Annotated in this window: 15 protein-coding genes; 4 read left to right on the top strand and 11 right to left on the bottom strand. The window is 71.4% G+C overall.

The genetic code is table 11. From position 1 onward, the window contains the following. Positions 1–6: 6 nt before the first annotated feature. Positions 7–1,080, top strand: coding sequence for a methyltransferase (locus AB0E24_RS10655; protein WP_359376047.1), 1,074 nt, complete (start codon positions 7–9; stop codon positions 1,078–1,080). A 93-nt stretch (positions 1,081–1,173) separates the two neighbouring features. Here AB0E24_RS10655 and AB0E24_RS10650 read toward each other — a convergent pair whose 3' ends face one another. From AB0E24_RS10650 to AB0E24_RS10610, 9 genes are all read right to left on the bottom strand, one after another. Continuing rightward, positions 1,174–1,899 carry a class F sortase gene (locus tag AB0E24_RS10650; protein ID WP_069867004.1) on the bottom strand — a complete coding sequence of 242 codons (726 nt, stop codon included), beginning with the start codon at positions 1,897–1,899 and terminating at the stop codon, positions 1,174–1,176. Positions 1,900–2,097: 198 nt separating this feature from the next. Next, positions 2,098–2,673, bottom strand: a complete 576-nt coding sequence (locus AB0E24_RS10645; RefSeq protein WP_069867003.1) for a hypothetical protein — start codon at positions 2,671–2,673, stop codon at positions 2,098–2,100. Between the two features lie 348 nt (positions 2,674–3,021). Beyond that, a complete protein-coding gene (locus AB0E24_RS10640) occupies positions 3,022–3,351 on the bottom strand; it encodes a TcmI family type II polyketide cyclase (protein WP_069867203.1) in 330 nt (109 codons plus the stop codon). Between the two features lie 2 nt (positions 3,352–3,353). Continuing rightward, positions 3,354–3,818, bottom strand: a complete 465-nt coding sequence (locus tag AB0E24_RS10635) for an SRPBCC family protein (RefSeq protein ID WP_069867002.1) — start codon at positions 3,816–3,818, stop codon at positions 3,354–3,356. 2 nt (positions 3,819–3,820) lie between these two features. Next, complete coding sequence (locus tag AB0E24_RS10630) at positions 3,821–4,075, bottom strand: acyl carrier protein (RefSeq protein ID WP_069867001.1); 255 nt, start codon at positions 4,073–4,075, stop codon at positions 3,821–3,823. Then, positions 4,075–5,313 carry a ketosynthase chain-length factor gene (locus AB0E24_RS10625; protein WP_087684314.1) on the bottom strand — a complete coding sequence of 413 codons (1,239 nt, stop codon included), beginning with the start codon at positions 5,311–5,313 and terminating at the stop codon, positions 4,075–4,077. The genes AB0E24_RS10630 and AB0E24_RS10625 overlap by 1 nt, the downstream gene beginning before the upstream one ends. Before the next feature lie 8 nt (positions 5,314–5,321). Continuing rightward, positions 5,322–6,590: a beta-ketoacyl-[acyl-carrier-protein] synthase family protein gene (locus AB0E24_RS10620; protein WP_069866999.1), complete on the bottom strand. Its 1,269-nt coding sequence runs from the start codon at positions 6,588–6,590 to the stop codon at positions 5,322–5,324. Next, positions 6,587–6,994: a cupin domain-containing protein gene (locus AB0E24_RS10615; protein WP_069866998.1), complete on the bottom strand. Its 408-nt coding sequence runs from the start codon at positions 6,992–6,994 to the stop codon at positions 6,587–6,589. Before AB0E24_RS10615 ends, AB0E24_RS10620 begins: the two co-directional genes overlap by 4 nt. 72 nt (positions 6,995–7,066) lie before the next feature. Then, positions 7,067–8,245: a SchA/CurD-like domain-containing protein gene (locus AB0E24_RS10610; protein ID WP_069866997.1), complete on the bottom strand. Its 1,179-nt coding sequence runs from the start codon at positions 8,243–8,245 to the stop codon at positions 7,067–7,069. 164 nt (positions 8,246–8,409) lie between these two features. Between AB0E24_RS10610 and AB0E24_RS10605 the strand changes: the two genes are divergently transcribed. Next, positions 8,410–10,047 carry an FAD-dependent oxidoreductase gene (locus AB0E24_RS10605; RefSeq protein ID WP_069866996.1) on the top strand — a complete coding sequence of 546 codons (1,638 nt, stop codon included), beginning with the start codon at positions 8,410–8,412 and terminating at the stop codon, positions 10,045–10,047. Positions 10,048–10,476: 429 nt separating this feature from the next. Here the strand turns inward: AB0E24_RS10605 and AB0E24_RS10600 are convergent, their stop codons facing one another. Together AB0E24_RS10600 and AB0E24_RS10595 are read right to left on the bottom strand one after the other, a co-directional pair. Beyond that, on the bottom strand, positions 10,477–11,142 hold the full coding sequence (locus tag AB0E24_RS10600) for a DedA family protein (RefSeq protein WP_167503854.1): 666 nt from the start codon (positions 11,140–11,142) through the stop codon (positions 10,477–10,479). Beyond that, positions 11,142–11,924, bottom strand: coding sequence for an MBL fold metallo-hydrolase (locus AB0E24_RS10595; RefSeq protein WP_099015359.1), 783 nt, complete (start codon positions 11,922–11,924; stop codon positions 11,142–11,144). The genes AB0E24_RS10600 and AB0E24_RS10595 overlap by 1 nt, the downstream gene beginning before the upstream one ends. 132 nt (positions 11,925–12,056) lie before the next feature. Between AB0E24_RS10595 and AB0E24_RS10590 the strand changes: the two genes are divergently transcribed. Continuing rightward, positions 12,057–12,281: a MarR family transcriptional regulator gene (locus AB0E24_RS10590; RefSeq protein ID WP_347234018.1), complete on the top strand. Its 225-nt coding sequence runs from the start codon at positions 12,057–12,059 to the stop codon at positions 12,279–12,281. Between the two features lie 60 nt (positions 12,282–12,341). Further along, entirely contained in the window at positions 12,342–13,367 is a 1,026-nt protein-coding gene (locus AB0E24_RS10585; protein ID WP_100809140.1) for a dipeptidase, read from the top strand. Positions 13,368–13,407: the final 40 nt, after the last annotated feature.

The raw sequence follows: 13,407 nt of genomic DNA, 5'->3' as shown, positions 1-13,407 counted from the left end.
GGCGTGATGACCACTGTGGACACCACCTCTGCTTCCGCGGCACAGCCCCCACCGGCGGCCGCACTCCCGCCGCCCATGCGGCTGCGGGAGATCGTCTTCGGCGCCGCGCGTGCGGCCTCGGTACGCGCCGCGGTCCGGCTGCGGATCCCCGACGCGCTGGGGGAGCGGCCCGCCTCCATCGGCGAACTGGCCTCCGCCGTGGACGTCGAGCCCGATCCGCTGCGCCGGCTGCTGCGCTCCCTGGCCTGCTGCCAGATCTTCGCCGAGAGCGACGACGGCCGCTTCCGGCACACCGAGATGTCCCGGCTGCTGCGCGAGGACACCCCGGGCAGTCTGCGGAACATCGCCCTGTGGTGCACCGAGCCATGGACCTGGGACGCGTGGCCGCTGCTGGACCGGGCGGTGCGCACCGGCGGCTGTGTCGCCAAGGAGATCTACGGCAAGGACTTCTTCGCCTATCTCCATGAGGACGCGCCCGAGTCGGCCCGGGTGTTCGACGCCGCGATGACCACCTCCAGCCGGCAGTCCGCGGCCGACGTCGCCGCCTTCCTCGAACTCGACGGGGTCAAGGAGGTGGTGGACATCGGCGGCGGCCAGGGGCATGTGCTGGCCAGCCTGCTGGAACGGCACCCGGCGCTGCACGGTGCGCTGCTGGATCTGCCGCAGGTGGTGGCGAACGCCGATCCACGGCTGCGGGACGGCGGGGCCCTGGCCTCGCGGGCGACGCTGGTGCCCGGCGACTGCCGCCGTGAGGTCCCCGTCGAGGCCGACCTCTACATCATCAAGAACATCCTCGAATGGGACGACGAGAGCACCCGCCGGACGCTCGCCAACGTGGTCGCGGCGGCGCGGCCCGGCGCCAGGGTGGTCGTCATCGAGAATCTCGTCGACAACAGCCTCTCCTCCTTCACCACCGCGATGGATCTGTTCCTGCTGCTCAATGTGGGCGGCCGGAAGCACACCGAGAGCAGCATGGTGGCGCGGATGACCGAGGCCGGTCTGAACGTGACCGACATCCGGCCCGTCAACGGCGCGCTGCACGCCTTCGACTCCACGGTGCCCGCCACGGCCCGCCGCTAGCGGTACGCCAACGCCACGGTGCCCGCGTCGTCCTTCCTCGACGACGCGGGCACCGTGGCGTATCCGCGCGCTTCCCGCGGAGCGCTCGGTGGGTCAGCTGTACCGGTACGAGCTGAGGTGCGCGAACACCACCACATTGGCCGTGTAGTCCTTGGCCGTGTGGTCATAGACCCCGCCGCAGGTGATCAGCCGCAGCTGGGCGTTGGAGGTGTCCCCGTAGACCTTCTCGTCCGGGAAGGCGTTCTTCTTGAACGTCTTGATCTTGTCGACCACGAAGGTCGCCACGATCCCGTCCTCGCGGGTGATGGCCACCTTGCCCTTCGGCTTGAGCTGGCTGAGGGTGGCGAACACCGCGGGGCCGACCTTGGTGTCCACATGGCCGGCCACGATGGCGTTGCCGCGCTCACCGGGCGAGGGGCCGCCCTCGTACCAGCCCACCAGGTTCTGCTCGGTGTCCGGGGGCGGGACCAGCACCCCCGCGGCGTCGAGCGCCAGCGGGACGAAGGGCGCGCTCACCCCGATCGAGGGGATGTCCAGATGGGACGCGGGGGAGCGCGGCAGCGCGGGGCCCGGACGGGACTCGGGGGCGGTCTGTGACTCCGAGGAGTCCGCGTACTCGTCCTCGTTCGAGGTGTCGCTCTCCGGTTCGGAGATGGACGCGGGGGCGCTGGCCGTGGGCCGGGCCACCGACGGAGTGTTCTGGGAGGCGGCGTCAACGGAGTTGTAGATGAGGAATACGCCGATGAGGGCCGACGCGGCGGCCCAGCGGAGGATACGGGTGTTGCCATCGGCAGCGCCCTGCTTGGCCGGCTTTCCCATAGGGGTGTTCGCCTTTCTTACAGCGCCTTGTCTCATAGCGCCTTGTCCCAAAGTGCTCTGTCCCGCAGTGCTCTGTAGCACATTGCTTTGCCCAAGGCGCTTTTCTCACGGCCGCTTTTCTCATAGCGCTCGTGGAACTGCCGTGGCACCACCGCTCGGCGGAGGTGCCACGGCAGCACAGAATACGAAGGGTCAGGCTCAGATCGCGGTGCCGGTCGGCTTGCGGCGACGCAGGGCGTAGGCGCCGGCGCCCAGACCTCCGAGGAGCAGGACCGAGCCGGCGGCCATGCCGCTGCCCGAGTTGGCCAGACCGCCACCACCGGTGTGAACGCCACCGCGCGGCTTCTCGCCCTTCTCGTGGTCCTTCCAGGAGCCACCGGACCAGTCGTGGTCGCGGTCGTGCTCGCGGCCGAAGTCGTGGTCGCGGCGGAACTCGTGCTCCCTGTCCTCTTCCTTGCCCTCTTCCTTGCCCTCTTCCTTGCCGTGGCCGAACTCGTGCTCCTCGCCCTCGTCCTTGCCCTTCATCTCTTCCTTGCCGTGCTCTTCCTCTTCCTTGCGGTGCTCTTCCCGGCCTTCCTCGCGGCCGTGGTCGTCCTTGTCCTTCCAGGAGCTGCCGCCCTGGCCGTAGCCGTCCTCGGAGGACTCCTGGCTGCTCGAGTACCCACCGTGACCGCCCGGGTCCGAGACGTCGGCGGCGAACGCGGCGGCGGGGGCGCCCAGGGTCAGGGTGGCGGCAATCGCCGCCCCGGTGAAGAGTGCGCGAGTAGATCGCATGAGTCATTCCTTCCGGCGCCGTCGCGATACTGACTATTTGCCAGATAAAGGGATCGCATCGGCGTCTCAACCACCGTCAGCGAAGAGGGCTCCCCCTGCCACTCGGCGCGGCCTGCGATCTGCTCGGTTGTAAGCCCTCTGGGTGGAGATAAGCGCAATGATCACTCATTTGCCGCGCGAACGGGCTGATGCCCTTTCACCTTTTCAGCAGACATCATTCCGATGAGCCCAGTAGTGTGAGATTTTCATCCGCCGGGCATGACGAAACCGCGGCGGATGACGAAAGCGGATGACGAAAAGGGCCGCCGGGAGGTGTGAACTCCGTCGGCGGCCCTGTGCGGCGCTGCGCTACCCCTGAGTGCGGTCCCAGCGGTAGAACTCGTGCGCCATGGCGTCCTTGGGCTCACGCCAGGTCTCCGGGTCGTACGCCTGCATATAGGGCTGGAGGCGCGTGCTGACGTCGCGGAACTCCGGGTGCTTGGCGTACTTGGTGACCTCGGTGGCCGGCGGCCGCTCGGCCTCGATCAGGTGCAGATACACATCGCCGAACTGGAAGAGGCTGCGGCCGGTGACGCCGATCAGTTTGGGCAGCTCGCCGCGGTCGGACTCCGCGAAGATCTTGGCGACCTGGGGAGCCGCGTCCCGCTGCATCTTGGCCACGATCATGGTGCGGTACATGGTCATGCCCCCACCGTTTCGCGGGCCCGCTGCTCGATCTTGTCCCGGATCAGATCCATCTGGATACGGGAGTTGCGGTTGATGTGATCCGTCATCGTGGGATCGTCGACCGGCGCCTCGGGCCGCATCTCGAAGTCCTGGGTCCAGCGCATGCGGGTGCCCTCGGACTCCTCCTCGTACTCCCAGCGGATGTTCATGTACGCGAAGGGGCCGGGCTCCACACGGCGCGCCCAGACCGTGCGCACATCGCGGGCGGTCTCCCGCTCGGAGACCCAGCTCCAGACCTTGCCGTCCTCGTCGGGGTGCATGGTGAGGCGGAAGGTGGTGGTGTCACCGGTCCGCTGGAGCACCTCGACCGAGGCGTACTCGCTGAACAGCTGCGGCCAGTTCTCCAGGTCGTTGGTCATGTCCCAGACGAGGTCGAACGGCGCCTTGATCATGACCTCGTTGTCGGTGTGGCCTGCCATCTTCATGCTCCTGTGAGTGAGGTGTTGATGACGTCGAGGAAGTCACCGGGGGTCTTGCAGCTTTCGGCGCCCGGTTCGATCGGGGTGCCGTAACGGTTTTCCAGCTCGCCCACGATGGCGAGCAGACCGAGCGAGTCCAGGCCGTACTCCTCGAAGGTGGAGTCCGGCCGGGCCTGCATCATGTCCGGGTCGACGGTGAGCCCGGCGCACCGCTTCATCAGCGTGGCCAGTTCCCCGTAGGACAGTTGAGTGGACATCAGTAATCTCCTTCCGGTCCGCGGAGCACGAGCGCCGCGTTGCAACCCATGAGCCCTCGGCTGAGCACCAGCGCCGTCCGCGGCTCGGCGGGGCGGGAGCTGCGGGTGACGAGGTCGAGGTCATGGCAGACGTCGGTGACGTACGGGGTCGGGGGCACGACGCGGTGCTCCATCGAGAGCAGCGCGGCCACCACGTCCAGCGTGGGAGCCGCGCAGTGCACCCGGCCGAACCCGGTCTTCGGCGCGGTCACCGGGACCCGGGTGCCGTGCGGCCCCAGGGCGTCGGCGATCGCCAGCGCCTCGGCGCGGTCCGCCTCGGGCACGCCGAGGGCGTCGGCGAAGACCACGTCGATCTCCTCCGGGGCGCACTCCGCGTCCTCCAGGGCCACCCGGATGGCCTGGGCGAGCCCCTCCCGCGACCGCTCCCAGCGGGACGGCCCGGTGAAGGTCGAGCCGTAGCCCGCGATGAAGCCCCGGATCCGCACCCCGCGGCGCCGGGCGGCCCCCTCCTCCTCCACGACCAGCATCGCCCCGCCCTCGCCGGGCGCGAATCCGCAGGCGTCCTCGGTGAACGGCAGATAGGCCCGGCCCGCGTCACGGGCCCGGCTCAGCTCGTCCCAGCCGAGCATGCAGACGATGGAGTACGGCGCCAGCGACGCCTCGGAGGCGCCCGCCACCACCGCGTCCGCCCCCCGCCGGATGGACCGGCGGGCGTGCGCCAGCGCTTCCAGACCGCCGGCCTCGTCGTTCGCCACCACTCCGCAGGGGCCCTTGAACCCGCCCCGGATGGAGACCTGGCCGGTGCTGGCCGCGTAGAACCACGCGATGGACTGGTACGGGCCCACATAGCGCGGCCCCTTGCCGTACAGCTGCTGGAGCTCCCGCTGGCCGAACTCACCGCCGCCGGAACCGGCGGCGGTCACCACGCCCACGGCGAACGGGGACATGTCGTCCACCGGCAGCCGGGCGTCGTCCAGCGCGAGATCGGCCGAGGCCATCGCGAAGTGGGTGAAGCGGTCGGTCTGGACGAGGAAGCGCTCCTCGATCATCGAGCCCGGATCGAACCCGCGGACCTGGCCGCCGATCCGGACCGGGAAGTGTTCACTGCCCTCGCGGGAGATCCGGTCGAGGAAGGTGATGCCCTCCCGGGTGGCCTTCCAGAAGGCGTCGGTGCCCACCCCGCCCGGGGCGATCACACCGATACCGGTGACGGCCGCGCCCCGGGTACGGGCGCTCATCGGGGATTTCATGCCGCACTCCCGTCCGCCCGGCTCAGCACCACCGCGGACTGGAAGCCGCCGAACCCGCTGCCGACCGACAGCACATTGCGCAGCGGGAGGGCGCGGGCGGTGCGCGGGACGTAGTCGAGGTCGCATTCGGGGTCGGGGGTCTCGTAGTTGGCCGTCGGCGGCACCACGCCATGGGCGAGGGCCATGGCGCAGGCGACCACCTCGATGGCGCCGATCGCCCCCAGGGAATGGCCCACCATGGACTTGATCGAGCTCATGGGGGTCTTGTACGCGTGCTCGCCCAGGGACCGCTTCACGGCCGCCGTCTCATGGCGGTCGTTCTGCTTGGTGCCCGAGCCGTGCGCGTTGACGTAGTCGACGTCGGAGCTGTTGACGCGGGCGTGGCCGAGGGCGTGGTCGATCGCCTCGGACATCTCCAGCCCTTCCCGGGTCAGACCGGTCATGTGGTAGGCGTTGCCGTAGGTGGCGAACCCCCGGAACTCGCAGTACACCCGGGCCCCTCGGGCACGGGCGTGCTCCAGCTCCTCCAGGACCAGCACCGCGGCGCCCTCGCCGAGGACGAAGCCGTCCCGGTGGGCGTCGAACGGCCGGGACGCGGTGGCCGCGTTGTCGTTGTTGGCCGAGGTGGCCTTGATCGAGTCGAAGCAGGCCACGGTCAGCGGGGTGATCGGCGAGTCCGCGGCCCCGGCGACGCACACATCGGCCCGCCGCTCCTCGATCGCCTGGAAGGCGTATCCGATGGCGTCCAGACCGGAGGTGCAGCCGGTGGAGACCGACTGCACCGGGCCCTGCGCCCCGGTCAGCTCCGCCACCCCGGAGGACAGCGCGCTCGGGGAGAACGCGTGCTGAAGGTGCGGACCCGCCTTGCGGTGGTCCACATCCCAGTGCTCACCGGCGTCGCTGACCTTGACGTAGTCCTGCTCCAGCCGGGTGGAGGCGGCGACCGCGCTGCCCAGTGAGACCCCTATCCGCCAGGGGTTGAGCGCCTGGAGGTCCAGACCGGAGTCCCGGACCGCCTCCTGGGCGGCCACCAGGGCGAACTGCACATAGCGGTCCGAGCGTTCGATCTGCTCGAAGCTCAGACCGCCGGCCAGCGGGTCGAAGTCGCATTCGGCGGCGATGCGGGAGCGGAACCGCTCCGCGTCGAAGAGCGTGATGTTGCGGGTGGCCGTACGGCCCGCGGTCAGCATGTCCCAGAACGCCGGAACGCCTAGCCCGCCAGGGGCGACGACGCCGAGCCCGGTGACCACCACCCGTCGGGTCACGACGTCGCCTCGGCGGGTTCCGCGGCCTCGGTGTCCACATGACCGAGCTCGGGGCGCGGCGCCAGGGGCCCGAGGTGGAAGACCATCCGGGCCTCGGTGGTGCCCACGTTGCGGAACCGGTGCCGCATGTTGATGGGGATGAGGAGCGCCTGGTCGGGGCGGAGGGGATGCGCCTCACCGTCCAGGTCCACCTCCATATCGCCGCTGACGACGTACACGAACTCCTCGGAGTACGGGTGGTAGTGCTCGGCGACCCGCTCACCGGGCCCCACGATGGCCATCCCCATGAAGCCGCTCGTGGCGCCCACCAGGGTCGGGGTGAGCATGGCGCGCACGTCGCCACCGCGCCGGCGGTTGGGGGCGACCGCGGCGAGGTCGACGACGAGAGGGGACTGCGTGGTCATGATGGCTTCCTCCAGGTAGCGTTGCGCGGTCCGCGCCAAGGGGTGGAAAGGTGCGAAGAGGGAGAGACGTCGTCAGTGGTCCGCCGCCTGGCGGTCGGTGATCGGGGTCATGTCGCAGCCGGCGAGGAAGCGGCGCAGCCCGTCGTCGACCGACAGATCGATCACCGCCCCGTCCGCCCCGAGGTCGAGGAGGCGGCCCAGCACGGCGGCCGCCCGCCGTCCGCTCACACCGGCCGCCATGGCCGGGTGGTGGTCCAGCGGCACGCTCAGGTCCACCAGCCGGACCACGATGTCGTCACGCTGGAAGATGGTGCTGCTCAGCAGGGTCTTGGCGGACTGCTCCGCGGCCATCTCCTTGTTCACCGCCAGCTCGTCCTGGCGGGCCAGCAGACTGGCCACCGCCGGTCCACAGCCGGTCTTGACCGGGTAGATCAGGGCGTGCCGGTGGACGCCCTGGGCGGGGCGCGGCCCACCGGTCGTCATGTGGTGGACCACCGGAAGGGAGGCGCGGGCGAAGAACTCCCGTGCCGAGCCGGGGTCGTCGAGGTTGCGGTCCTCCTCCAGATACGGATTGATGGCCTCCTCGACGGCCCTGATCTCCGGCTGCCGGGCCACGAAGCGCAGCGCCGCGGTCAGATCGCCCTTGACCTCCACGGCCCGCACCACCCGGTTGGCGCTCATGAACACGGAGGTGCGGGAGAGCCGGGTGGTCTCGTCGACCCGTGCCTCGGGGGAGGCGTAATCGGCGAGGATCTTGGCAACGGCGTCCTCGCTGCCGGGCTTCACCGTGAAGGTGAGCGCCTGCCGGACCAGCCCGTCGCCGACCCGCAGCGCGGCGTCGACACCCCGGGTGGTGACATCGACGGGTGCGGATCCGGCGGTCAGGGTCTCCCGCAGGATGCTGAACCGCAGTGAGCGGGTGTCCTCCACACAGCCGTGGAACGGCTTGACCATCTCCCGGTGCGCGGGGCTGTCCACCCAGGCCAGGAACGGAGGGGCGCTTTCCCATTCGCTGGTGATCAGCCACTGCGAGGGATTCTCGATCGACTGGCACAGCTGGTCGCTGATGTGCCCGGGCACCGCGGCCACCTGCTGGGACAGCTGATCGTAGGCACGGAGAAAGCGCTGCTCGGCACCGCTGTTGACCTGCACCAGCAAGACGACGCGCAATCTGGTGTCGGTGAGAGCGGATTCCACGGTCGCCGGTGACTGATTCACCGTGGTCTCCGGAATGTCGGACAGGGTGCTCATATTCCACTCCTTATTTCGCGGACGCGTCCTTCCGGGCATCGAGGACACCCGCTCGTTAGACGATCGTGGGGCGCTCCCACCAATGGCGCGAGATATGTGAGCCATCCGAGCGACGCCTGGTCAGCGCCCCGGAGGAGCCCGGAAACACCGGGCATAGCAGCAAAATGAACCGTCTTGCCGACAATGCTGAGCGTGTGCCCGTCCTCATCGTGGGCGGCTCCCTGGTGGGCCTGTCCGCCTCACTGTTCCTGGGCCGACTGGGGATCGGTCATCTGCTGGTCGAAAAACACCCGCGCACCTCGCACCACCCGCGCGGACGGGGGAACAACATCCGGACGATGGAACTGTTCCGCACCGCCGGAGTGGAGTCCGCGATCCGCGAGGCAGCGTCCGTCCTGGCCGACAACCACGGAATCCTCCAGACCCCGTCCCTGACCGGTACGGAGGGCAACTGGCTCTTCCGGGAGATGGATCCGGGTGGCAAGGCCGCCCGGATCAGCCCCGCCGGATGGTGTCTGTGCAGCCAGAACGACCTGGAGCCGGTGCTGTTGGACGCGGCCCAGGGGCTCGGTGGCGAGCTGCGGTTCTCCACCGAGCTGATCTCCTTCGAGCAGGACCCGGACGGGGTCACCGCCACGCTTCTGGACCGCAGGTCCGAGCGGCGCTCCACGGTCCGCGCCGACTACCTCATCGCCGCCGACGGCCCCCGCAGCCCGGTGCGCGAGGCGCTCGGCATCGGGCAGAGCGGACGCGGTGAGCTGTTCCACAACGTGTCCGTCACCTTCCGCGCCAAGCGGCTCGCGGACGCGGTCGGGGACCGCCACTTCATCGCCTGCTACCTCACCAACCCGGAGGCCGACGGGGCGCTGCTGCCGGTCGACAACCAGGAGCAGTGGGTCTTCCACGCCCCCTGGCACCCCGAGCACGGCGAGCCGCTGGAGGCGTTCGACGACGAGCGCTGCGCCCGGCACATCCGCACCGCCGTCGGCATGCCCGACCTGGAGGTCGAGGTCACCGGAAAGGCGCCCTGGCACGCGGCCGAGCGGGTCGCGGACCACTACTCCGACGGCCGGGTCTTCCTCGCCGGGGACTCCGCCCACGAGATGTCGCCCACCGGCGCCTTCGGCTCCAACACCGGTATCCAGGACGCCCACAACCTGGCCTGGAAGATCGCCGCCGTCATGGGCGGCTGGGCGGGCCCCGGACTCCTGGAGACCTACGGCGTGGAGCGGCGGCCGGTCGCCAAGGCCACCAGCGCCCGCGCCGCCGCCCGTTCGGCCGAGCACAGCCACCCCGGCTACTCGGCACCCGCCACCGAGGGCCCGCAGAGCAATGTGATGGCGGTCGCCATGGGCTACCGCTATGTGCGCGGCGCGGTCGTCGGCGCCGACCCCGCCGCGCCCGCGGTGCCCGACCAGTTCGAGGTCTCGGCCGAACCCGGCAACCGCGCGCCCCATATGTGGGTGCACCGCTGCGGGGTGCGGCTGTCCACCCTCGATCTGTACGAGCGCACCTGTGTACTGCTCACCGGACCGGGCGGCGCCTCCTGGTACGAGGCGGGCCACCGCGCCGCCGACGCCCTCGGCGTACCGCTGGACTGCTACCGGGTGGGCGAAGGACCCGACCATGAACTCGCCCCAGAACCGGGCGTGGACTGGGCCGAACTCCACGGCACCGCCCCCGACGGAGCGGTCCTGGTCCGCCCCGACGGCTTCGTCGCCTGGCGGGTGGAGCGCTCGGTGCCCGACCCGGAGGCCGCGCTGACGCGTGCGCTGCGCGAGGTACTGCGGCTGGATGGCTGATGCCGTCTTCCTCCTGTGCGCCACCCACCCGTGGTCGGCGGGACACCCCGCCGACCGGGGTGACGAGCCCCGCCGCGGAGGCGCCCGGACGAACCCCGGGCTTCCGGGCCGCCGGGTCCGGGTCGGGGCGCCTGCGGCGGGCGAGCCCCCTCCCCGCCCGTGGACCCCGCCGGGGCTACGCCCCGAACCTCCGCTTCCGAGCCGCCCGGACCCCCGGGGTCCAGGGGCGGAGCCCCTGCCACGTGGCGGAGCCACATATCGACGCTGCGGGAAGGGGCGGGGCGGGGAAAGATCCGCCGGACACTCCCGTAAGAGGCCGACGTCGGGCGGTGGCGAGCCTCGCCGCGTAAGGCGGGCCGGGCGGGCCGGTGCGGCAGGGGTGTTGCCGGAGCGCGCCGGGCCGTCGGGCCCGGTCCGGGCGAAGGGGCGTCAGCCCGCGGCCTCGCTCCGGGCCTCGCTCCGGGCGTCGTGCGGGGTACGGCGCCGAAGCCGCCGCCACAGCGCGGGGGTCGTGCTGATCACGACCGTCAGCACCACGGCCGCCGCCACGCCCTCCCACGGTTCGGGGAAGAGCGAGCCGCCCAGGATCCCGATCAGCTGGTACGTGGCGGCCCATGCCAGCGCCGCGGGTCCGGCGCCCCGTGCGAACCTCCGCAGCGGCCAGCGCGCCAGCAGACAGGCGAGCATCACCGGTATCCGCCCCGCGGGGATCAGCCGGGACAGCACCAGAACCGCCACCCCGTGCTCCTCCAGCCGCTCCCGCGCCTGGTTCAGCCGCTCCGGCGCCGCGTGGTCGTGGATCCGCTCCAGCCACCGCGAGCCGTTCTTCGAGCGCACTCCGCGCCGCCCGAGCCAGTAGAGCATCACATCGCCGGAGAAGGCCGCCAGCGCGCCCACCCCGAAGACCACCAGCAGCGACAGCGGGGGAGCGGTCTGGTGGATGGCGACCACGGCCGCCGAGGAAACCACCGCCCCGGTGGGCACCACCGGCACCAGCGACCCGAACACCACCAGCAGGAACAGCGAGGGGTACCCCACCGCCTGCTGGGTCGACTCGGACGGCACGCTCCGCGCGAGATCCGCCAGATCCCCCATCACCTGGCGGGCTCCAGCCGGACGCATTCCCCGTGGCCCAGCCGGTGCACCACCGTGTCGGGGGCCAGCCGCTCGGCGTGGCGCACGAAGTCCTCGCCGGGGGAGTGGAATTCATGCGGACGGATGGCGTCCATCCCGATCGGCCAGTACGTCCCGTAGTGCACCGGCACCGCGCAGCGCGCCCCCAGCCGCGCCAGCGCCTGTGCGGCGCGGCCCGCGTCGAGATGGCCGGGGCCGAGGTACGGTCCCCAGCCGCCCACCGGAAGCAGCGCCACATCGCACGGGCCCACCACCTCCGGCATCCGGTCGAACAGCCCGGTGTCCCCCGCGAAGTACGTGGTCGACTCGCCGCTGAGCACATACCCCAGCGCGGGCACCCGGCTCGGCCCGTACGGCAGCCGCCGCCCGTCGTGCGCGGCCGGAACCGCCCGGATCCGCACCTCGCCGACCGTGCACACGTCCCCCGGCACCATCTCGGTCACCCGCAGCCCCCGCGCCGCCACCACCCGCCGCAGCCCGGGCACCGCCCGCCCGGCCCCGCGCGGCACCACCAGCCGGGTGCCGGGCGGCAGTTTGGCCAGCGAGCCGGGGTGCAGATGGTCGGCGTGCAGATGCGAGACCAGCGCCACGTCCACCACCGCCGCGGCCGCCGGTGGTACGGCCCCGCGGCGGCGCCGCAGATGGGCCAGGCGCCGTACGAAGAGGGGATCGGTCAGCACCCGTACGCCGGAGTCCCGCACGGTCGCGGTGGCATGCCCCCACCAGGTGATCTCCACCGACATCTGCCGCCTCCGTCCCTCGGGCCGTGTGTCCGATCCTCTCACCCCGCCGGGCGGCGCATCGGCTCACCCAGCCACGGCGCCGGCGATCACGGACGATCCGCTCGCCGCCTGGCCGCCGCCTCCCGTCCGAGCATGAGCGCGGCCGCCGCGCTGATCGTGCTCCGCGCCGACCCCGGTGTGAGCGTGACCGAGCTCGGCCGCCGGGTGGGGCTCACCCAGTCCGCGGCGGTGCGGATGGTCGCCGGGCTGGAGCGGGAGGCGCTGGTCGAGCGGCGGCGCACGGTCGGCGGTGTCCACGCCGGGGAGGCGATCCCCGTCCGCCGCAGGAAAATCCATGGACCGGCGGGCCGCCCGTAGGTCACGATGACCGCCGCCGTCCCCCTCCCCGCCGTCCCACGAGAGGCCATCGACACCCGTATGAGCGATGCACTCCACCGGCGCGCCGTCGTCGCCGACGCCCATAACGACCTGCTGATAGCCGTCACCGCCCGCCCGCCGCACCGCTGGGCCGGGTACTTCCGGGAGCGCTGGCTGCCGCAGCTGCGCGAGGGCGGGGTGGACCTCCAGGTGCTGCCGGTCTTCATCGACGACCAGTTCCGCCCCGAGGGCGCGCTGCGCGAGACGCTGCGGATGATCGAGTGCGCCCACACCCTCGCCGAGGGCAACGCCGACGAGGTACGGCTGTGCCTGGACGGCGACGACATCGACGCGGCGCTCGCCGACGGCCGTATCGCCCTGGTGCTGGCGCTGGAGAGCGCCCCCGGGCTGGACGCGAATGTGGAGCTCCTGCCGACCCTGCACCGCCTCGGGGTGCGTATCGCCTCGCTCGCCCACTGGGGCCGTACCGCCCTGGCCGACGGCAGCGGTGAGGACGCCACCGGGAGTCGGCTCACCGAGGCCGGGGTCCTCGCGCTGAAGGAGATGGAGCGTCTGGGCATCCTCTTCGACGTCTCCCACCTCGGCGCCTCCGGGGTCGCCCACGTGCTGGAGCTGGCCACCCGCCCCGTGCTGGCGACCCACTCCTCCGCCCGCGCGCTGCTCGACCACCATCGCAACCTCACCGACGAGCAGTTGCGCGGGATCGCCGCGACCGGCGGCACGGTGTGCGTCAACTTCCTCGGTGAGTTCCTGGCCGTGGACCAGGCCGACCGCACGGTGGACCGGCTGGCCGATCACATCGTCCACATCGCCGAGGTGATCGGCGTCGGCCATGTGGGTCTGGGGCCGGACTTCATCAAGGAGGTCAGTGTGGACACCACCCCGCCCTGCTGCGAGGACGTCGAGTACGCCCGGTGGCTGGTGCCCGGCCTCGAAGGCCCCCGCGGACTGCCTCTGGTGACCGAGGCGCTGGTCCGAAGGGGCCTTTCCGAGGGGGACATCGAGAAGATCCTCGGCGGCAATGTGCTGGAGCTCTTCCGCAAGGAGCTGGGGCGCCCCGCCTGAGGACTGCCCCGTCTGAGGACTGCCCGTCTGAGGACGACCC

Source organism: Streptomyces malaysiensis subsp. malaysiensis (assembly GCF_040653035.1).
GTDB classification, from domain to species: Bacteria; Actinomycetota; Actinomycetes; order Streptomycetales; family Streptomycetaceae; genus Streptomyces; species Streptomyces malaysiensis.
This window is presented reverse-complemented; position numbering and strand designations above follow the sequence as displayed.

What these genes read in the sequence shown, in the direction of transcription:
- AB0E24_RS10600 (WP_167503854.1), bottom strand. Translation starts at nt 11,142, where the DNA reads ATGGGGGATCTGGCGGATCTCGCGCGGAGCGTGCCGTCCGAGTCGACC.
- AB0E24_RS10630 (WP_069867001.1), bottom strand. Translation starts at nt 4,075, where the DNA reads ATGTCCACTCAACTGTCCTACGGGGAACTGGCCACGCTGATGAAGCGG.
- AB0E24_RS10590 (WP_347234018.1), top strand. Translation starts at nt 12,057, where the DNA reads ATGAGCGCGGCCGCCGCGCTGATCGTGCTCCGCGCCGACCCCGGTGTG.
- AB0E24_RS10645 (WP_069867003.1), bottom strand. Translation starts at nt 2,673, where the DNA reads ATGCGATCTACTCGCGCACTCTTCACCGGGGCGGCGATTGCCGCCACC.
- AB0E24_RS10605 (WP_069866996.1), top strand. Translation starts at nt 8,410, where the DNA reads ATGAACCGTCTTGCCGACAATGCTGAGCGTGTGCCCGTCCTCATCGTG.
- AB0E24_RS10585 (WP_100809140.1), top strand. Translation starts at nt 12,342, where the DNA reads ATGAGCGATGCACTCCACCGGCGCGCCGTCGTCGCCGACGCCCATAAC.
- AB0E24_RS10650 (WP_069867004.1), bottom strand. Translation starts at nt 1,899, where the DNA reads ATGGGAAAGCCGGCCAAGCAGGGCGCTGCCGATGGCAACACCCGTATC.
- AB0E24_RS10625 (WP_087684314.1), bottom strand. Translation starts at nt 5,313, where the DNA reads ATGAGCGCCCGTACCCGGGGCGCGGCCGTCACCGGTATCGGTGTGATC.
- AB0E24_RS10655 (WP_359376047.1), top strand. Translation starts at nt 7, where the DNA reads ATGACCACTGTGGACACCACCTCTGCTTCCGCGGCACAGCCCCCACCG.
- AB0E24_RS10635 (WP_069867002.1), bottom strand. Translation starts at nt 3,818, where the DNA reads ATGGCAGGCCACACCGACAACGAGGTCATGATCAAGGCGCCGTTCGAC.
- AB0E24_RS10610 (WP_069866997.1), bottom strand. Translation starts at nt 8,245, where the DNA reads ATGAGCACCCTGTCCGACATTCCGGAGACCACGGTGAATCAGTCACCG.
- AB0E24_RS10595 (WP_099015359.1), bottom strand. Translation starts at nt 11,924, where the DNA reads ATGTCGGTGGAGATCACCTGGTGGGGGCATGCCACCGCGACCGTGCGG.
- AB0E24_RS10640 (WP_069867203.1), bottom strand. Translation starts at nt 3,351, where the DNA reads ATGTACCGCACCATGATCGTGGCCAAGATGCAGCGGGACGCGGCTCCC.
- AB0E24_RS10615 (WP_069866998.1), bottom strand. Translation starts at nt 6,994, where the DNA reads ATGACCACGCAGTCCCCTCTCGTCGTCGACCTCGCCGCGGTCGCCCCC.